The organism is Methylobacterium sp. UNC300MFChir4.1, from assembly GCF_900110155.1.
GTDB lineage: Bacteria > Pseudomonadota > Alphaproteobacteria > Rhizobiales > Beijerinckiaceae > Methylobacterium.
The window spans coordinates 1-18,082 of record NZ_FOCS01000034.1 but is presented as its reverse complement, the minus strand read 5'-3'; the positions used below and the strand labels follow the sequence as shown (position 1 = coordinate 18,082).

Sequence of the window (18,082 nt, the reverse complement as noted above, 5' to 3'; positions counted from 1 at the left end):
AGCCTGTCGGTCGATCCGTCGCGGCCGACGGCGCCGGCCGCACTCCCAGCGCGGGCGGTCGTACCTTTGATCCCCCGGACCTACTCCGAACGGCGGTCTTGTTGGGCGCCCCCAAGCTCCACTAAGGCCCCCTTTCCCGGAAATTCCCCCTCGGTCGGGCCGATCAAGCCGCCTTTTCGGGGGGTGCGCGGTCGCCTCGTCAATGCTTATGGCCGTAGCAGCGCGCCTTCATTGATGTCGGACGGGACAGATTGTTGCTATACTCGTTGGAGGATGGACATCGCGCGCAGCGTGGTGCCGTCACGGCACCGTCATTGCAGAAGGGATCCGCCGGACGCGGCCCGGCGGGCAGACATCAGGTTCGATCGCCATCGATCGGGAGAGATCTAGCCATCATGCACCTACCCGAGACGGCAGCCCGTATCGTATCCTGCGACGTCTTCGACACGCTGCTCCTGCGCGATCACCGGTCCGAGCGCTGCCGCTTCCACGAGATCGCGGCCGTCGCGTCGCAGCTGCTCGCGGCGGAGCACGGCGTGGTGCGCCGTCCGGGCGCGATCTACGCCGCGCGCCTGGAGGTGCAGCGAGCGGCCTACCGGGCGCTCGACTTGGCCAATCCCTCGGGCGACGTGCGCTTCGCCGACATGCTCGCGGCCATGACGCGCGTCCTCGGCCTCGATGATCGGGCCGCGGATATCCTGTATCGGGCCGAGATCACGGTCGAACGCGCTCAGTTGCGCGCGAACACCCGGCTGATGACGTGGCTGAGGGGCCGGGCGCGGGCCGGAGGCAGGATCATCGCGGTGAGCGATACGTACCACCGCGGCGAGACCATCGCGCAGCTGCTGAACGCGCTGGCTCCCGACCATCCCATCGCGCGCATCTACACCAGTGCCGACCACGACGCGACCAAGCGGACACGGGCGCTCTTCGATGTCGTTCTCCGGAGCGAGAAAGTGCCCCCGGCCGAGATCCTCCACCTCGGCGACGACACGCTGGCGGACGTGACGATGGCCGCCGCCGCGGGCCTGAGGACGGCACAACTGCTCCGGCCGCGCCACGTGGTGCTGCGTCGCCGCCTCGATGCCGTCCGCGCTCGCGTGATGCACCGGCACTGGATCGGTGCCGCCCGCAGCGGGGCCAGGAGGATCGGGCCGTGAGCGCGACCGACGCCGCACGCGGCCCCGCGGGCGACGACGCGGGCGACGACGCGGGCGACGACGCGGTCGCGTTCGGCCAGCGCGTGCTGGGCCCGATCCTCGCCGAGTTCTGCCTGCGCCTCTGGCTCGCGGAACGCTTCCTCGCGCCGGACAGGACCGTCCTCCTGTTCTGCGCCCGGGGTGGCCTGCGCCTGCAACTCGTCTACGAGCGCTTCCTCCAGCGAACCGGCCTGCCACAGAACCTCCCGCGCGCGGCCCTGATGGTCTCGCGCCTCGTGGCCGCCCGCACCGCCTTCGATCCGCCGAGCCCCGGCATGCTCTCCGAACTCGGTCGGGAGTTCAGCGGCCGGTCGATGGCGGAGATCGCGGCGGCGCTGGCGCAACGCGACGATCTGGCCCTTCCGGCGTCCTGGGATGAGCCCTTCGAGGAGGGGGCTTTCACCGCGCTGCTGTCCGGCAACCAGCCCGGCGTGGCCCGCCTTCACGCCGCGATCGCCCAACAGGATGCCCGTTTCCGCGCGCATCTCGAGGCCTGCGCCGGCCCGGCGCGCCACTGCGTGCTGGTCGATACCGGGCTCTACGGCAGCACGGTCCGCATGCTTCAGGAGGGCCTGCCGGAGCGGACGTGGTCAGGGCTCCAGCTCGCCCGCTGCAACTACAAGCGCCTCGCCACACCGCATTTCCGCCGCACGTTCGGCCTGAGTGTCGAGAGCGACTGGTACAAGCCCTGGGACGCGCGCACGTCGGTGCTGCGCTTCTGGCACCTGATCGAGGCCTGCCTGGAACCGGACCTGCCGAGCGTCCGCACCTTCGCCCAGGCCGTCCCGGGATCGCCGCCGCGGGCCAATCTTCAGGACGACGGCTGGGAGGCGCGGATCGCATCGACGCGGCCGGACCTCTTCACCGGCGTTCTGGCCCACATCGACGATCTTCGCTCCGAGAGCGTCGCGGCGATCCCGGACGACGCGGCGCGGGCGTGGGCGGCCCTGAAGAAGGCAATCATCTGGCCGGATGACCGGACCGTCTCGACCTTGAGTCTCGGCGGCAGATCCCGCGATTTCGGACGCGTCGAGCTGAGCGCGCAGTACGCCACACCGCGGCCGGCCCGACCCGCGCAGCAGATCCGCGAGAGTCTCTGGCGCGAGGGCGCGCTTCTCCGCTTCTTCCCGCGGGCCGGCCGGTTCCTGCTTCCCGTGATCGAGGCCGTCTACGCCGGTCGCGCCCTTCGAAGGGAGGCCACGTCCCGTCTCGTCCGCCGCCGCGAGCCCGCGCCCGAGGCGCGCGCGGAGCCGCCCCTGTGGCGCCGGCAGGCCTCTGGCGCGAACTGAGGTCTCTCCGTGTCGTCGAATGCAGCGTTCGGGCCTCGGCTACTGAACTTGGATTTTCCTGTCGAGAATCAGAATGCTGCCTATAAAATAATTAGCGTCCAGGATTTTTGCCTCTATTACGTACGCGAATTCTGCGCACGCGCGGGGTCATGCGCGATCCCGGTTCCTGGGATCGCGGGTCCGACCGCGCCGCTCACGCGAAAGGTGGAACACTCTTGTTCTCGTATTCGATCCGCGAATCGGGGCTCCGACAGGAGTAGAGCGACAGCATGACGGCAGTCGGATCGTTCGGAATCAACGGTCGGTTCCTCACCCAGCCGATGACCGGGGTTCAGCGCTACGCGATGAACGTCACCCGGGCGCTGAGCGCGGCCCTGACCGCTCGTGGCGAGAGCGCCCCCTTGCTGTCCGTGCCGGACGCGGAGGATCCCCGTCTCGCAGGCACGCCGCTCCGCACCGTCGGACCGGCGGGTGGGCATGCCTGGGAGCAATTCGTCCTGCCGCGCGCCTGGCCCGGCCGATTGCTCAACCTCTGCAACACCGCCCCCGCGTTGAAGGCCGATCAGGTCGTCTGCATCCACGACGCGAACGTGTTCAACGCGCCGGAGAGCTACAGCGCGTCGTTCCGGACCTTCTACAGGACGCTCCAGCCGCTTCTGGCGCGCCGTGCCGCGCGGATCGCCACCGTCTCCAGCTTCTCGGCCGGACAGATCGCCAACCATCTCTCGGTGAGAGCCTCCGACATCGTCGTGCTCCCGAACGGGCACGAGCACGTGCACGCCTGGGATCCGCGACAGGCCGTCCGGGCGCCGGCGGCCCTGGACCGGGACGCCGACGGCCTGGAGCGCCCCTTCGTGCTGGCCCTCGGGTCCCGCGCCCGCCACAAGAACCTCGATCTGCTGCTCAAACTGGCGCCCGCCTTGGGCGAACTCGGGCTCGACCTCGTGGTGGCGGGCGGCCAGGCGACCATCTACGCCGCCGAGGACCTGCGGCGCGGCGAGAATGTCCGCCACCTCGGCTTCGTCACCGACCACGACCTCGCCTACCTGATGGAGCGCGCCCTGTGCCTGGCCTTCCCCTCCCTCACGGAGGGGTTCGGGCTTCCGGCGCTGGAGGCGATGGCACGCGGCTGCCCCGTCGTCTCGACCGACCGCGCGAGTTTGCCGGAGATTTGCGGGTCGGCGGCCCTGCTCGCTCCGCCGGACCGGCCGGAACGCTGGCTCGACCAGATCCGCGCCCTGGCCGCGAGCCCGGACCTGCGATCGGACCTGATCGGCCGCGGTCGCGATCAGGCCGCCCTCTTCTCGTGGGAGGCTTCGGCGCAGGGCTACCTCGATCTCATGCGGGCGCCGAAGGTGCGGCCGACCGCGCGCCCCGCCGCGCGCCCTGCCGCGCGATCCGCGGCACCGCCATCTCCGCCCAGCATCGCCGTCGCCATCGCGACGCTGGGCCGTCCCGAGGTGGTGACCGGCACGCTGCGGCGGATCCTGGATCGGCAGACCCTGAAGCCCGCCGCCATCCTGATCTCCTGCGTCACCCCGGACGATGCCGGCGAGGCGGCCGCGTGGCCCGGCGTGACGGTGGTCACGGGGCGTCCCGGCCTCGCCACTCAGAGAAATGCCGCCCTCGCCGCGCTGCCGGAGGCGATCGATATCGTGGTCTTCTTCGACGATGACTTCGTCCCCGAGGCCGGCTGGCTCGCAGCAGCCGCGCAGCGCTTCGAAGACGAGCCGGACATCGTCGGCCTGACGGGCGACGTCGTCGCGGACGGCATCAAGGGGCCCGGACTGCGCTTCACCGAGGTCGACCGGATGCTCGCCGCGCTGGCTCCGGTCGAGCCGGCGGCGCCCATCGAGGCCTTCAGCCCGTACGGCTGCAACATGGCGTTCCGTCGCTCGGCCATCGGCACGCTGCGCTTCGACGAGCGGCTCGTCCTGTACGGCTGGCTCGAGGATCGCGATTTCGGCGCGGCCCTGGCGGCCCGAGGCGGCCGGCTCGTCAAATGCATAGAGGCCCGCGGCGTCCATATGGGCGTGAAAGGCGGCCGCATCTCCGGCGATCGGCTCGGCTATTCGCAGATTGTCAACCCGCTATACATGCTGCGCAAGGGTACGATGACCCTGTCTCAAGTCTTCGGCCAGATTACCCGCAACGTTCTCAGCAACGTGACGCGCTTCGCGGCCCCCGAGCCGTTCATCGACCGGCGCGGCCGGCTGCGCGGCAATCTGCGCGGCGCCGCGGACGTGCTCCTGGGACGGCTGGAGCCCGAGCGGGCCCTGAAGATCCGACGGAAAGTGTGAGATGAACATCCACAACACCAACCGGATCCCGCCGGACCAGTCCCAATCGGTCTCCCATTCTCCGGAGACGACCTCCATCGGCGTGCAGGACGGCCCGCTGGCCGTCATCTCGGCGGCCCTCAAGGCGGCCCGCCGGCACAAACTGGCGGTGGCCGTCTGGGTGGTCTTCTGCATCGGCTGCGCGGCGCTCTACACGGTGACCGCGACCCCCTTCTACACGGCGACCGCTGTGCTGCTGCTCGAGCCGCGGCGCCCGGTGGGCTCGGGCTCCTCCGATGGCGCCCTGATGCCGAGCCTCGATGTGGGCCGGGCCGAGAGTGAGCTCCAGGTCCTCCGCTCGGAACGGCTGCTGGCGAACGTGTTCAACAGTCTCCAGCTGGCGAACAATCCGGAATTCGGTCCTCCGGAAGCCGAGAGCCCGAAGGAGCCGGGCCCGGGCGCGTCCGAATTGTCGGGGCTGCGGACCGCCCCGCCGTCGACGGCAGCCATCCTCCAGCAGAGGAAGTTCGAGAACTTCGCCGAGCGATTTACCGTCAGGCGGGTCGGACAGTCGTACGTTGTCGAGGTCTCGTACACGTCCAGAGACCCGAACCTGGCGCGGCGCGTCGCGAACGCGGCCGTCTCGGCCTATCTCCTGCAATCCATCGCGGCGAAAGCCGATGCGGCCAAGAACGGCGCCGAGTTCCTCCAGGGTCGCGTCAATGCCCTCGCCGCCCAGGCGCGGTCCGCCGCGGCGGCCGTCACCGAGGGCACGCTGCCGGACGCGCCGACGCCCGATGCCGACGCGCGGGTGATCGGCGCGGCGCTGCAGCCCCTCAAACCCTCGGCCCCGCGGAAGACCCTGATCCTCGGCCTCGGCGCGATGATCGGCCTCGTCGGCGGCTTCCTGGCCGTGGCGCTGCTGCAGGCCTTCGACCGCCGGATCCGGACGCCGCAGGATCTCGTCCAGAGGGCCGGCATCCCCTGCCTCGCCGTGATGCCCGAGGTCCTGCGCAAGACGGCCGAGGGGCGCCGCGAGACCGTGGATCTGCGCAACGTCAACGCGCCGTGGTTCCTCAACGTCAAATTCTCCACGGGCGTCCGAGACCTTCGGACGTCGATCCAGCTGGCCCTCTCCGCGCGCGGCCACGATTCCGACTGTGTCATCGCCCTGGTCGGCTGCACCCCGCGCACCGGCACGACCCTGATCGGCCTGAGCTTGGCGCGCCTGCTGCAGGAAGGTGGCCGGACCGCCCGGCTGATCGACACGAATATCCACGGCGCCGGAACCTTCTTCCTGACCCCGGACTCCAAGGCCGGGGTCGGCGCGAGTCTCGCCGACCTGATCATCAATCCGAGCCATCTGGCCCTCGCCAAGTTCGTGGATTTCGGGGGCGTCTCGGTCCTGCCGTCGCGGTCGCCGTACACGGCGGTCGGCACCGGCATCTCCCTCAGCTCCTCGGTCTTCCAGAGCGTCATCGACCAGATGCGCCGGGGGGGCTACGTCATCCTCGACCTGCCGCCGCTCTCCGTCTCGGCCGAGTCCCGGGTCGCGGCCCGTCGAGCGGATGTCGTGGTGATCGTCGCCGAGGCCGGGCGGACGACCGTCGACGAGCTGTCGGACGCGGTGAACGGCCTGATCGGTGCCGGCGCGAACGTGATCGGCGCCGTTCTCAATCGCGCGTGAGTCGGACTCCGGCATCGTCGACGGGCCCGCGCCCGGATCGCCGGAGCTTCGAACGGAAGGAGTTGGTTGGGATGGCGGCCGGAGATCGTGAGAAGGTCCAGATCCTCTATCTACAGCCGGGGTCTTCCGTCTTCGCCGGCATCGAGCGAGTGGTCGACACGATCGGCGGGGAACTCGCGCAGAAGTGCGGCACCGAGTTCGCCGTCGACGTGCTGCGAGTCACGCAGCACGCGAACTACCCGGCGGAACCGCGGCCTTACAGAAGCGTCTTCCGGCCGGTCACATCGCGCCTGCACCTCCTGCGGATCTTCAGGGATGTCAGCAAAGGAGGCCGCTACGATCTGGTCATCGTCCCGCAGATCGAGCCGACCGTCATCTTCTGGCTCGCCCGGTTGGGCATCCCGCAGCGGATCACGATGCACCTGCACGGCAACCCGCGGCGCGAATCCGCCAGCCTGAAATCGAAGGTCAAGTTCTTCCTCCTGAAGCATTACATCCTCCCGCGGATCGCTTCCGTTTTCGGCACGTCGCCGCGGCAGCTCCGGGCGTTCGAGGCCGATTTCAACTGCAGACGGCCAATGTACTGGGTTCCCAACCCGGTCAGGCACTTCGAAGCGTCGGACACCGACATCCGGCCCGACCCCGCCGTCATCACCTTCGTGAATGTCGGACGCTACGCCTTCCAGAAGGGTCAGGACCTTCTGGTGCGCGCGTTCGCGCGATTGTACGAGCGGCGCAGGAACGTGCGGCTCAACTTGGTCGGCCACGGATCCGACAAAGCGGCGCTGGCGGACCAGATTCAGGCGCTCGGCCTGTCCGAGGTCGTCCGGCTCGTCCACTACCCGGACAACCCGCAACGGGCGCTCTTCGCGAGTGATGTCTTCGTCGCGACGTCTCGATGGGAGGGCTGGTCGCTGGCGATCTGCGAAGCCCTCCGGTGCGGACTGCCCGTCATATCCACCGACTGCGAATTCGGCCCCAGCGACATCCTGGTCGACCGACGTCTCGGGCGCCTGATCCCACCCGACGACGAGGAGGCGCTCATAGAATCCATGGAGTATTACTGTGACAATATAATCCTGGAGAGATCGTTTTCGGAATTCAGGAAGCATCACATCGACCAGTACAGTGCCGAGAGGATCGTGCACATTCACGCCGACGCGATCCGGCAATCGGCATGCTGAACCTCGGCCAGCCCCCGGTCGCGCAGCGGCCCGGCCCATCCTCCACCTCGACCCTAGAGCGCTCTCCGCCGAAGTGGATACCGGTTCGGCGTAAGAGAGCGCGTCGAGACAAAGGTCTAGAGCCGTGCCCGATTGCAACGCGATCGGGCACGGCTCTAAGTCGTCGCGCGCGCCGCGGAAGCAGCATCGACGCGGCGGCCCGCCGAGCGCGTCAGGGTTCGCAGCCGCGATGCGCCGGCCGGCCGGTACGGGGCGATAGGCGCGCGTCGCACGGGAGAGCCGCACCACCGGCCGACAACGTCCGGACCGCGCCGCGGAGCGTCATGGATCGCCGTCCTCACGACCGCGCGCAACCGTCGCGCCCGCTCGTCGACGGATCTATCGCTGGTCCATATCCGCGTCGTGCCCGAAGAATCACTGACGATCCGGCGTCATGGCAAGTGGACACTGAGCATATTCATGCCTCCTCAATGCGTCGATCGTCCACGTCCGCGCTTCAGCAATAAGTGCGCGACGGTAGTCTCGATGGAATGAGCCCGGGAGCCGCCCACCGTGATCCAACTGCGTGCCGCACGTGAAATCGAGGGTCTTCTGGATGCGGCTTGCGATGTCTGCATTGTCGGGACAGGCCCGGCCGGGAGCACCTTGGCGCGCGAGCTGTCCGGCGGCGGCCTGAGGGTCGTGCTGCTGGAGAGCGGCGGCCTCGACCGGATGGAGAGCGCGGACGCGCTGGACGCCATCGTGAATGTCGGCCGGCCGCGCGCGACCCAGTGGGCCGTCCGGAACCGGATCGTGGGTGGTAGCTCGCACACGTGGGGCGGCCGGTGCGCCCCTTTCGACACGATCGACTTCGAGCAGCGTGCCTGGGTCCCGGAGAGTGGGTGGCCGTTCCAGCGCGACGCGCTCGATCCTTATCTCGAGCGGACGGCCAAGTATCTCGGGCTCGCCTACGGCAACCATTTCAGCGACGCGCGCTTCTGGGACCTGTTCGGTTCGCAGCCGGCCTGGTCCGAGCCGGATCCTCGGATGCTCCTGCCCTTCTTCTGGCAGTTCAGCCGCGACGACGCGGAATCCTATCCGTTCGAGTACACGCGCTTCGGGCGGAAACTGGACGAGAAGTTGGGCCCGAACGTCACGTTGATCAGCGGCGCGACCGTCGTCGCGATCGACGTGAACGGGACGGGCGACAGGGTACAGGGCGTCCAAGTCGCGGCGCCCGACGGCGCGATCGTCAAGCTGCCGGCCCGCCATGTCGTCCTGTGTGCCGGCGGGATCGAGAATGCGCGGCTCCTCCTCGCCTCCGATCATCAGGTCCCGGGCGGCCTCGGCAACAGGTTCGACCGCGTGGGTCGCTACCTGATGGATCACCTGCGCGGGCCGGTCGCGCATTTCGACCCTCACCGATCGCGCGCGCTGCAGCGGCGGTTCGGCCGCTACACCATCGAGGATCGGCTGTTCCGAGGCGGGCTCCGCCTGAGCCCGGACGTCCAGCGAAGCCGTCAGCTCCTGAACAGCGCGGTCTGGCTCGGGGAGACGCTCGCCCCCGACGACCCGGGCGACGCGATCCGGAGGATTCTGGTCGGCAAGCCGCGGGCGAAGGACATCCTGACGCTGACGTCGAACCTGCCGCTGCTCCTGCGCGGCTGCCGGGACCATTTCATCGCGCGCAACGGCTTTCCGCGGAAGCTGTCCGAGCTGAGCCTCGAATGCATGGTCGAGCAGCGGCCGGATCCCGAGAGCCGGGTCATGCTCTCCGATCAGCGGGATCACCTGGGCAGCCGGCTGCCCCTGATCGACTGGCGCAGTCACGAAGATGAAGGCCGCACGATGCGCGAGACGGCGCGGCTCGTCGTCTCCGAGTTCGCCCGCCTGGGCCTGCCCGTGCCCGAGCTGGCAGACTGGGTGCGCGAAGAGGCGCCGATCCCGCTCAGCTTCGTCGATGTCGCCCACCCGACCGGCACCACCCGCATGTCCGACGATGCCACCAGGGGCGTCGTCGATGCGCGCGGCCAGGTTCACGGGATCGACGGCCTGTTCGTCACGGGAAGTTCGGTGTTCCCGACAGGAGGCCACTGCAATCCCACGCAGATGATCGTCGCTCTGGCGATCCGCCTCGCCGACCTGCTGAAGGTCCGGGAGCAGCGCGACACCGTGGTCCCCGACCTCCGAACGTCTCCGCCCGTCCCGGGCGATCTCCGCGTCCTCGTGACGGGGGCGACGGGGCGGATCGGCCGCATCCTGGTGGAGGACCTGCAGGAACGCGGCTACGCGGTCAGGGCCGTCACGTCCCAGCCCCTGACCGAGGCGCAGCCGCGCACGGGTCAGGTCGAGTGGCGGACCTTCGACTTCACGGCGGATCAGGATTACGCCGGCCTCGTCCACGGCTGCGCGGCCGTCATGCATCTCGCCGCCGAGCTCGGGAAGCAGGATCGGATGCAGGCCATCAATGTCGAGGCGACGCGGCGACTGGCCGAAGCCGCCGAGCGGGACGGCGTCCGGGCCTTCTGCTACATGAGCACCGTCTCCGTGTATGGCAGCGGCCGCGCGCGCACCATGACGGAGACGGCGCCGGTTCTCACCAGCAGCGTCGACGTCAAATCCGAATACTGGGCCCTGGACTACGTTCGCGCCTACGGTCGAACGAAGCTCGCCGGCGAAGAGGCCATCAGGCGGATCGCCTCGACCCTTCCCTACGTGATCCTGCGCCCGACGGTGGTCGTCGATCTCCATAATCTCATCGGCTTGCGCGACTGGAGCCTCTCGAAGCGCCTCTTCGCAGCGCATCGGCCCTCCCATCACGTCTACGTGCGGGACGTCACGGACGCGGCGATCTGGACGATGACGCGGTCCCTGACCGGGGCTTGGCCGGCGGGCGAGGTCCAGGTCTTCAATCTCTCCGATCACGAGGCGCGCGATGCGCGGATCGGCGACTTCATGCGGCGGGCGTTCGCGATAAGCCGCGATCCCCGCTTCCGGGTCATCCCGATGCCGGCCCTCGTCGACTGGCTCCACGATTTCCTGCGCAACCGGACGCTGCCCTTGCGCAATCCTCTCTGGAGGATGCGGTTCCCCAACGATCGTCTGCGGCAGGCCGGGTATCGACACCGCTACGGAATGGCCAGGGCCCGCGCCATGGCGCTGGACATCCTGCGAGCGGAAACACGGGAGCGAAACCGGTCCTGAAAGCCGTCCGCCTCACCACAGCGGCGCGCCGCCGGGCACCGGCACGTCCCAGATCATGGCGTCCCTGTGAAAGGGAGGTTCGTGCCGCGAAGTTCTCTCTCACTTGCCACGCCGGAACTCGGAGCCTGAGCCATGACGAAACCTCGCTGGGTACGCCGCGATCTGCTGAAATCGTGCTTCCGGGATCTACCGATCTGCGCGGCCGCGTCCCTGCTGCCGACCAGCCGCTCGAGCGCGGCGATCGACGCCTCCGTGGATCCGACGCAGGGCCGCACGCTCGTCTTCGATGAGCCCTTCGCGGAGATCAACGGACGGATCTGGAATGGCGGACCGAAGGCCACGACAGGGCCGTCCGGTTTCTACGGCCGTTCCGCCTTCGCTCCCCTTGCCGGCGCGGAAGGCTTCAAACCCTACGAGATCGTCGCGGATGCGGAGGCCACGGGCGGCACGGCCCTCCAGATTTCCGCGAAATACATCGGACGCAAGATGAGCGTCGTGAATTACTATGGAAACAACACATCCGACTATCAGTGGATTTCCGGAAATTTGCAGACCGGCAGCCGCAGCGGTGTCGTATCGGTCGGCTGGCGCCAAGGCTATCTCGAAGCGCGGATGAGATTCCCGCGGCATCCGCTCACGTGGCCAGCCTTCTGGCTTCTCAACCGAGAGGGCATCACCAATGCCAAACGGAGCATAGAGGTCGATATCGTCGAGCACAAGGGTTTCGAGCCGAAGCTCTACGGCGCGTACTTGCACGAATGGGGGCAGCCCGGTGAGCACAACGAAGGCACCGGCGTTCCCACGCCCGTCGACATGACCGAACAGTACTGCCGGTACGGCGTGCTGATCCAGGACGGTCAATGCATTCCTTATTTTGAGCGCAAGCCAATCATCAATCCTAAAACTAACCAACTCAATATCTGGACACTCACCCGCGCGTCGGAGATGGAACAAGCCGGCGACGTCTTCTGGCCGCTCCTCACATTGGCGTTGCGGACGGATGTCCCGGCCCCTCAACTGACCGAAGCGCAGAAGCTCACCCATATGCGCGTCGATTATTTTCGCGTGTACGCATAGCCTCGGACGCCGCGCCGATGAATCCGTGAGGGCGGCGAGGCTCGCGCCCGCGACCTGTTCTCATCGCGGACGGCACACCAAGCGCGTCGCTCCGAATCTGACCTGACCGGCTGGCTTTGGACCGGGCTGATTGAGAGGATCAGCCAGGACCGAAGGCGTCGGACATGCGGCGAGGTCAGAAGACGAGCGGGGAGCAGGTCGTGCTGAAGCTGCGCCTGATCGAACGCTGGCCGAGCGCTACGGCATCAACCTGAAAGCCGTGGCGAAGTGGAAGACGCGCACGTCCGTCCTCGATCAGCGTACTGGGCCGAAGGAGCGGCATTCGACCGTGCTGTCGGTCGTGCTACGAGGGTATCAGCAAAGCCTGGGCCGCAGAATCAGAGCACTTCAAGCTCGACCCGCTCCACCAAAAGCCGGGACCAAACACGCTCTCGTCGCGAGTTCAGAGACTGCGTGGGTTGGTCGTCCGACAGTCGTCAGCGGGAAAGGGCATTGCCCCGGCATCCGCTAAGCACTTGATTTGAGTGGCGCGCCCGAAAGGATTCGAACCTCTGACCCCCAGATTCGTAGTCTGGCCCCGGTTATTGGAAAACAACAACTTTTTTGCAAATTTTCCGCTTTCGTGGCCATTCGCGGCATACTGGCTGAGCTTGGCAGCGCCAACTCCCGCCCAAAGTCGAGGCGGACAGACGGACCTTGTACTGAAACGATTGCTGCACGGGCTGGTGCGTGCTCCGGCAGCTTCATCATCTCTAGTCCGATGCCGTCCTCACGGGCGGCCGCGGCCGGCTTCTCGCCCGTGTAGCCCTGATCGACGAAGGCGACCGTGACGCTCTCGCCGGTGGCCGCCTGCACGGCTCTAGCTAATTGTCCGACCTGCGCGCGATCTCTAGCGTCAGCGGGCGTGACGTGCAGCGCGAGCAGGTGACCGAGGATATCCACCGCCATGTGCGGCTTCGAGTCCTTCTTGCGCTTAGCCCTATCGTAGCCGGCCCGCTCACCGCTCTCGGGCAGGAGCGCCAGGTCCGACTGCCGAGCAGGGCCGCGCTCGGTTCCGGCGTGCGACCCGCGACCATGCGCAGAACAGCGCGCAGATCCTCGGCCAACTGCTCGAAACAGCCGGCCGAGAGCTAGCCGTGGGCCTGCTGATACGCGGCAAACCAGGGCGGCAGGTCATGAGGCATTCGGCGCCACGAGCAGCCGCTCCTGATGACGTATCTCAGCCCGTTGAACACCTCGCGCAACGCTTGCTCGGACTGACCAGCATCCTAGTCGGAAACGTCACACAGATACGGTTTGCAAGCAGGGTTCCTCACCACCCAACTGAGCATCGCCCCCGCCTAGGTCCCTAACAACCTCTAGCCGTCACGACTTGCTCAGCCAAGGCAGCGCATAGTTCATGCAGGCAGATCGTGGGCTGCGCTTCGTAGGTCGCTCGGATCAGGTGGGTGTGCGCCTCGATGTACAGTGAATGATGATCGCCACCGCGGGGCCGCGGCGCGACCGGGCTCTCCTACCGCGGGCGCACCGCCCCGCGACTGGCGCTCGACGCACTCGCCCTGAAGCGGACCGCCGCGCCATGGCAGGAAGCTGCCACCGCTATCACGGGGAGAACGCGCCCACGGAGATCGATCGACGTGGCTGACGGCATCGAAGTTTCCTCAACCCACCAACGCCTCATCTCGAACCAGATTGCAGTTGAGTTGGACATAGTTCTAGCGCGAATTCAGAGCGACCTACTCTGCACCCGTGTTCAGATTTCGCCGAAGATTTATTTTTCTCGGTCGCAGCTGATCCTCAGGATCAGCTTAGCCGAAAGCCAGCCGGTTATATCAATCGGCGCAACAGTCCGCGCCAAAAGTGACTTGGGCAATATCATTGTACCGATCAGGAATCAGAATCGAAGGCTGCGTGCCGTCGCAGTACACTGACGATACAAATACCGGTCACCTTCGTAAAAATGCCTTGCTTTTCACTGGTAGTTCAATCCATGCTATTTCCAGATTCGCGGGGCACTAGCTTGGCAGGAGGGCTTGGAATGCCTCATGTCACATTTGTTCACGGAATTCTGAATAAGCCTCCAGCAGAGATTGAGCTGGCATTGTGGAAGTCCGCGTTATGCGCTGACGACTTCCCAGTAGATTTAGACAAAAATGGCGTAACCTGTTCATCGGTTTACTGGGCCGATGTGTTGTACGGCTCGCCATTGGAAGGCGTTGCGCCCGAAGATCCTACAGCAACGACCGAGCTGCGAACACTAGAAGGCTCGAAGGTCACAAAAAGTGTAGGTCTCGAAGGTAGAGACCCAAATGAGCAAAGATGGGTCTTAGCGCTTGCCTCCAAGCTAGGCGGTCGCGCAGCGATCCCCGGTGATAAAGATGACCAACCGCCGGTGGAAGAAGCTGATGGAAGCTTTGAACGCGTTCCATTGCCCTGGACGGTGAAAGAAATTTTTCTTAAAAACTTTCTTCGAGATGTCCACCATTATTTATTTAACGAGACTTTCTCTCCGCGGCCCGGTCAAATTTATGCCGTTCAGGACGAAATACGTAGACGATTTGTTTTCGACTCGCAGCAAGTAACATCTCGTCCCCATGTCGTTGTTAGTCATAGCATGGGTACCGTTATAGCGTACGACTGTCTGAAGCGTGTACCTGAAGTATCTCAGGCCGACGCACTGATAACGATCGGAAGCCCGCTTGGATTGGACGAAATACAGGATAAATTACAACCTGGATGGACGCGACCGGACGGGTTTCCGGATAAAGTTGGCGGAACGTGGTCTAATTTCTTCGATCACCTAGATCCAGTGGCGGCATTTGATCCATTTCTTTCGGTGGATTTCCGTAAAAATGGGCAAGAGGTGGTCAAGGATATCCATGAGCCAAATTATGGACTTTGGCGTCACGATTTAGGAAATTACCTGCGCGGTAAGATGCTGAGAGCTACGCTCACGCAGGTGCTCCAAATTTGAAGAGGCTGCGCAAGTATACCCGTCCAGCGATTGGTCGCAATCGTCGAACAGGGCTTTGTGTCATCTAGTTCGAAGCAAGAAAAATTGGAAAGCTCGAACAATCTCGTCATAAAAGATGATGGCAATTATCCGGCCACCTAATACCCTCACTGAAAATCGAATCAGAGGTGCCTCGATGAACATGAAAACGGATTTGCGATACACCATTGGGCTTGCGATCGTATCGGTATGGTTTTGTACTAGCTTATACCACACTGAAGCTAAAGCTCAAAATACCACCGCAACTCAACCTCAAAGGTCTCCACAATCCACTGATTCACGGCCAGTTGAGGCATCTCAAGTTTCGACGCCGCAAATCAAAATGACTATACAAACGCCAAATGGTCCAGCGGAATCTGTTTTCAGCCCTGCTCCAGCAGATATCGTCTCTCCAGCAGAGGTAGCCCGGCCGCAGACGGAGAGCATTGCGCCCAAGGAACGTTTCGGCTCCGGTGTAGTACTTGGATACCCTCAGGCTGAAGTTGCGGGTAAAGCAAAATACAGGGCGCAGCTGGCAAGCATCAGCGGCTGGCCAGAATTTAAAACCGAGATGGAATTACAATGTATAAGTGTCTTTGGCAAGAAACTTTGTACAGACATACCAGCTTTTTATACTCGCAGCAGTAATTTCAAGTTATTCGGAGAATTAGCTATTCCGGATGATATCAATGACCGCGTTAAAGGTGTGGTTAATGGGTGCCTTCTGGGTGCCCTAGGTGGAGCTATAACGGCTGCAGTCGTAACGTCGCCTGGCTCATCAGTCCCCGCGTTCAAGGTTGCTCTAATTTCATGCTTGAGCACGGCCGCTGGCGATATGGCTAAGAGGCTCTTTTCTGAGATCGAAGTTGGTCTGTATAACACAATTGAACCGGGGCCGTGGCAACGTAGATGAACCTGCGGGCAGATCCAAAATAATTTCGCCACGATAAAAAATCCATCATTGATTAGATAATAATTTAGATTGCAATCGGCTCATTTCGCTAAAGCAAGATGGGGAGGGTAAATATGAAGCCGCATTGTATTTCGACACTCATGTTTTTTATGGGTTGTTGCGCGGCAACGGGGCAAGTTTTGCCCTCGAGACCCTACTCGATGCCTCTACCTCCTGCCAGCATCAAAGAAACCGCTGAAAAAGGGCAGGTATTTCGATTTGATCCAACAAAAACGCGTGACGAAAACTTAAAAACATTGGAGGCTATCGACGGCAAACTAGAGGAACTTGTGCGTCGCAAGAAGGATGTGGATCGCGACCGTACACGGGCAACCAATTCTCGCGGGGGGGCAGAGGCGCCGATTCGCCAACGCGATCGCGATACAAGTGAAGCGCTATCTCGAGAGATAGTTTCTCTGGACCGGGAGCGACGACGTGTGCTGATCGAGACTCGATGCGGACCTTCTGACGATTCACAAGATGTCGAATTATACAAGGGTGACCTAGGAGCATCAAAGGAGTTTGTTAATAAACATCAACCGTCTACAGCACTTCTTCAGTGGAGAAACAATCTTAAGTCCCTCCTGTCGCCAGGGGATGATGCTGGAAATGTTGAAGGCGAGAGGTGGTGCACGGGAACATTGCTTTCGGATAATCTTTTTGTCACAGCGGGTCACTGCTTCGATATAGATGCTAACGAATGGACAACTCCGCGGCACCGTATAGGCGCTAACACATATTCACCGTACCAACCAACGGAGTTTGCGCCACTGATGCAGGTAAATTTTAATTTTCAGCGTGACGCGTCGAAATGTACTGATGCTAACCCAGAAAGCTGTCCAACCCGTCCTACAATTATATATCCTGTAACCCGAGTTCATGAGCATCGAAATGGTCAGCTTGATTATACCATTATCGAACTAGGTGCCTCCGATCGCGGAGAAAAGCCGAATGTAACTTTTTCGCCTCAAGCTACTGATTCATCGCGACGGGCATTAGAAGGATTGAAGACCCTAACGGTGATACAGCACCCAAATGGGGTGCCTAAGAGAGTGGCGGCAGGATCGGGGCTGAGGATCTCGGGCGACACCATTTTCTACAGTGACATTGATACTCTCGGAGGGTCGTCCGGTGCAGGTATCATCGATCAAGATGGCAATCTAATAGGCATTCATACCAATGGAGGTTGTTTTACAAACGGCGGCGAAAATTCAGGTCTGACCCTAGAGGGGATTAGACGTGTATCGGGACTTATCCATTGAGGCACAGGCTGTCAGTGTCGTCGCTGTTAGTAACACTGATCCTCTAAGTCGGCCGGGCTACGAGATCGATGGCGATGGCCGCGCCGAGTATCTGCAGGAAGGACGCGACGGCGCTAGCCGCTGAGATCGCCTCACCGCCCAGCAAACTGAGCGCGGCCATTGCCGAAATGGGGATGGCACACGTCTCGGCCCTCAGCGGCATGTTCAGGGGCCTGATCGCCAAGTTCAGCCAGTACACGAAGACCAGCTTCGAAGGCGGCAACGACCTCGGTGGTCTGATCCAGAAGGCCAGCTTTGACAGCGACAGCGGAGCGGACGACAACTTTCGCGCCGCGCCGAGAGTGGTGCGCTTTTAGCCCATCGTGGCCAGCTCAGACGGACACGTTTTTGGCCGAGTACTTCCTCGACCTCAATCGCGAGCGGACCATGGAGGGGCTGAAGGAAGCGCTCGCCCGCGGTCTGAAGAGCGGACGGCCGAAGAAGCTGAGCGAGGACGATATCGCTGTCGGTTGGGCTCTGCTCGCAGCTGGCGCAATCAGCGTGGCCGAGATCGCCAAGCGGCTCGGGGTCAACCGGGATACCCTGTACAGCTACTTTCCGCGGGCGCGGGCCAACAGTACGGCAATCAAAGGCTAAGATGTGCTTGGTGTGGCTTCATCGTAAGCGTCGTTCTCAGGCCACGGCCCTGAGGGTCTGCGGGGCGTAGGCCCAGGGCAGCAGGTCGTCGATATTGCTCTGCGGATGTCCGGCGACGATGCGGGTGATGACGTCGGTCAGGTAGGCCTGCGGCTCGACCCCGTTCAGCTTGCAGGTCTCGACCAGCGAGGCGACGACAGCCCAATGCCCGGCCCCACCGTCCGAGCCGGCAAACAGCGCGTTCTTCCGCGTCAGGGCCAACGGCCGGATCGCCCGCTCGACGGTGTTGTTGTCGATCTCGACGCGGCCGTCGTCGAGGAAGAGAGACAAGCCGGCCCAGCG

At 64.0% G+C, this 18,082-nt stretch carries 12 protein-coding genes and 3 pseudogenes; 13 read left to right on the top strand and 2 right to left on the bottom strand.

Annotated features, from left to right (window positions below; all coding sequences use genetic code 11):
* Positions 1-314: 314 nt before the first annotated feature.
* From BMY19_RS27465 to BMY19_RS31495, 8 genes and pseudogenes are all read left to right on the top strand, one after another.
* Positions 315-1,160 carry a hydrolase gene (locus tag BMY19_RS27465; RefSeq protein WP_244535039.1) on the top strand — a complete coding sequence of 282 codons (846 nt, stop codon included), beginning with the start codon at positions 315-317 and terminating at the stop codon, positions 1,158-1,160.
* Positions 1,157-2,488: a glycosyltransferase gene (locus BMY19_RS27460; protein ID WP_100253580.1), complete on the top strand. Its 1,332-nt coding sequence runs from the start codon at positions 1,157-1,159 to the stop codon at positions 2,486-2,488. The genes BMY19_RS27465 and BMY19_RS27460 overlap by 4 nt, the downstream gene beginning before the upstream one ends.
* A 269-nt stretch (positions 2,489-2,757) precedes the next feature.
* Positions 2,758-4,788: a glycosyltransferase gene (locus BMY19_RS27455; protein WP_100253579.1), complete on the top strand. Its 2,031-nt coding sequence runs from the start codon at positions 2,758-2,760 to the stop codon at positions 4,786-4,788.
* Between the two features lies 1 nt (position 4,789).
* The gene (locus BMY19_RS27450) at positions 4,790-6,454 is read left to right on the top strand and encodes a Wzz/FepE/Etk N-terminal domain-containing protein (RefSeq protein WP_100253578.1); all 1,665 of its coding nucleotides are present in this window, start codon (positions 4,790-4,792) and stop codon (positions 6,452-6,454) included.
* A gap of 71 nt (positions 6,455-6,525) precedes the next feature.
* Complete coding sequence (locus tag BMY19_RS27445; protein ID WP_100253577.1) at positions 6,526-7,638, top strand: glycosyltransferase; 1,113 nt, start codon at positions 6,526-6,528, stop codon at positions 7,636-7,638.
* Between the two features lie 552 nt (positions 7,639-8,190).
* On the top strand, positions 8,191-10,821 hold the full coding sequence (locus BMY19_RS27440; protein ID WP_100253576.1) for an FAD-dependent oxidoreductase: 2,631 nt from the start codon (positions 8,191-8,193) through the stop codon (positions 10,819-10,821).
* Between the two features lie 132 nt (positions 10,822-10,953).
* Positions 10,954-11,898 (top strand): glycoside hydrolase family 16 protein, encoded by a 945-nt coding sequence (locus tag BMY19_RS27435; protein WP_100253575.1) that lies wholly within the window; start codon positions 10,954-10,956, stop codon positions 11,896-11,898.
* Between the two features lie 223 nt (positions 11,899-12,121).
* Positions 12,122-12,235, top strand: a pseudogene (locus BMY19_RS31495) (IS481 family transposase); the annotation flags it as partial.
* Positions 12,236-12,630: 395 nt separating this feature from the next.
* On the opposite strand, the pseudogene BMY19_RS27425 reads toward BMY19_RS31495, so the two are convergent.
* Positions 12,631-13,229: pseudogene (locus tag BMY19_RS27425) on the bottom strand (transposase); the annotation flags it as partial.
* A 707-nt stretch (positions 13,230-13,936) separates the two neighbouring features.
* Between BMY19_RS27425 and BMY19_RS30660 the strand changes: the two are divergent.
* The 5 genes and pseudogenes from BMY19_RS30660 to BMY19_RS27410 all read left to right on the top strand — a co-directional run.
* On the top strand, positions 13,937-14,872 hold the full coding sequence (locus BMY19_RS30660) for a hypothetical protein (RefSeq protein ID WP_139215720.1): 936 nt from the start codon (positions 13,937-13,939) through the stop codon (positions 14,870-14,872).
* A 175-nt stretch (positions 14,873-15,047) separates the two neighbouring features.
* The gene (locus BMY19_RS30655) at positions 15,048-15,803 is read left to right on the top strand and encodes a hypothetical protein (RefSeq protein WP_139215719.1); all 756 of its coding nucleotides are present in this window, start codon (positions 15,048-15,050) and stop codon (positions 15,801-15,803) included.
* Positions 15,804-16,003: 200 nt separating this feature from the next.
* A complete protein-coding gene (locus tag BMY19_RS27420) occupies positions 16,004-17,104 on the top strand; it encodes a trypsin-like serine peptidase (RefSeq protein WP_170863059.1) in 1,101 nt (366 codons plus the stop codon).
* 68 nt (positions 17,105-17,172) lie between these two features.
* Positions 17,173-17,460 carry a hypothetical protein gene (locus tag BMY19_RS27415; protein WP_100253574.1) on the top strand — a complete coding sequence of 96 codons (288 nt, stop codon included), beginning with the start codon at positions 17,173-17,175 and terminating at the stop codon, positions 17,458-17,460.
* A gap of 31 nt (positions 17,461-17,491) precedes the next feature.
* A pseudogene (locus BMY19_RS27410) lies at positions 17,492-17,740 on the top strand (helix-turn-helix domain-containing protein); the annotation flags it as partial.
* Between the two features lie 36 nt (positions 17,741-17,776).
* Here the strand turns inward: BMY19_RS27410 and BMY19_RS27405 are convergent.
* A partial coding sequence (locus BMY19_RS27405) for a transposase domain-containing protein (RefSeq protein WP_139215718.1) occupies positions 17,777-18,082 on the bottom strand: 306 nt, incomplete at its 5' end.

Excerpts from the sequence above, each read along its gene's own strand:
- BMY19_RS27455 (WP_100253579.1), top strand. The coding sequence starts at position 2,758 with ATGACGGCAGTCGGATCGTTCGGAATCAACGGTCGGTTCCTCACCCAG.
- BMY19_RS27445 (WP_100253577.1), top strand. The coding sequence starts at position 6,526 with ATGGCGGCCGGAGATCGTGAGAAGGTCCAGATCCTCTATCTACAGCCG.
- BMY19_RS27450 (WP_100253578.1), top strand. The coding sequence starts at position 4,790 with ATGAACATCCACAACACCAACCGGATCCCGCCGGACCAGTCCCAATCG.
- BMY19_RS30660 (WP_139215720.1), top strand. The coding sequence starts at position 13,937 with ATGCCTCATGTCACATTTGTTCACGGAATTCTGAATAAGCCTCCAGCA.
- BMY19_RS30655 (WP_139215719.1), top strand. The coding sequence starts at position 15,048 with ATGAACATGAAAACGGATTTGCGATACACCATTGGGCTTGCGATCGTA.
- BMY19_RS27415 (WP_100253574.1), top strand. The coding sequence starts at position 17,173 with ATGGCGATGGCCGCGCCGAGTATCTGCAGGAAGGACGCGACGGCGCTA.
- BMY19_RS27435 (WP_100253575.1), top strand. The coding sequence starts at position 10,954 with ATGACGAAACCTCGCTGGGTACGCCGCGATCTGCTGAAATCGTGCTTC.
- BMY19_RS27420 (WP_170863059.1), top strand. The coding sequence starts at position 16,004 with ATGCCTCTACCTCCTGCCAGCATCAAAGAAACCGCTGAAAAAGGGCAG.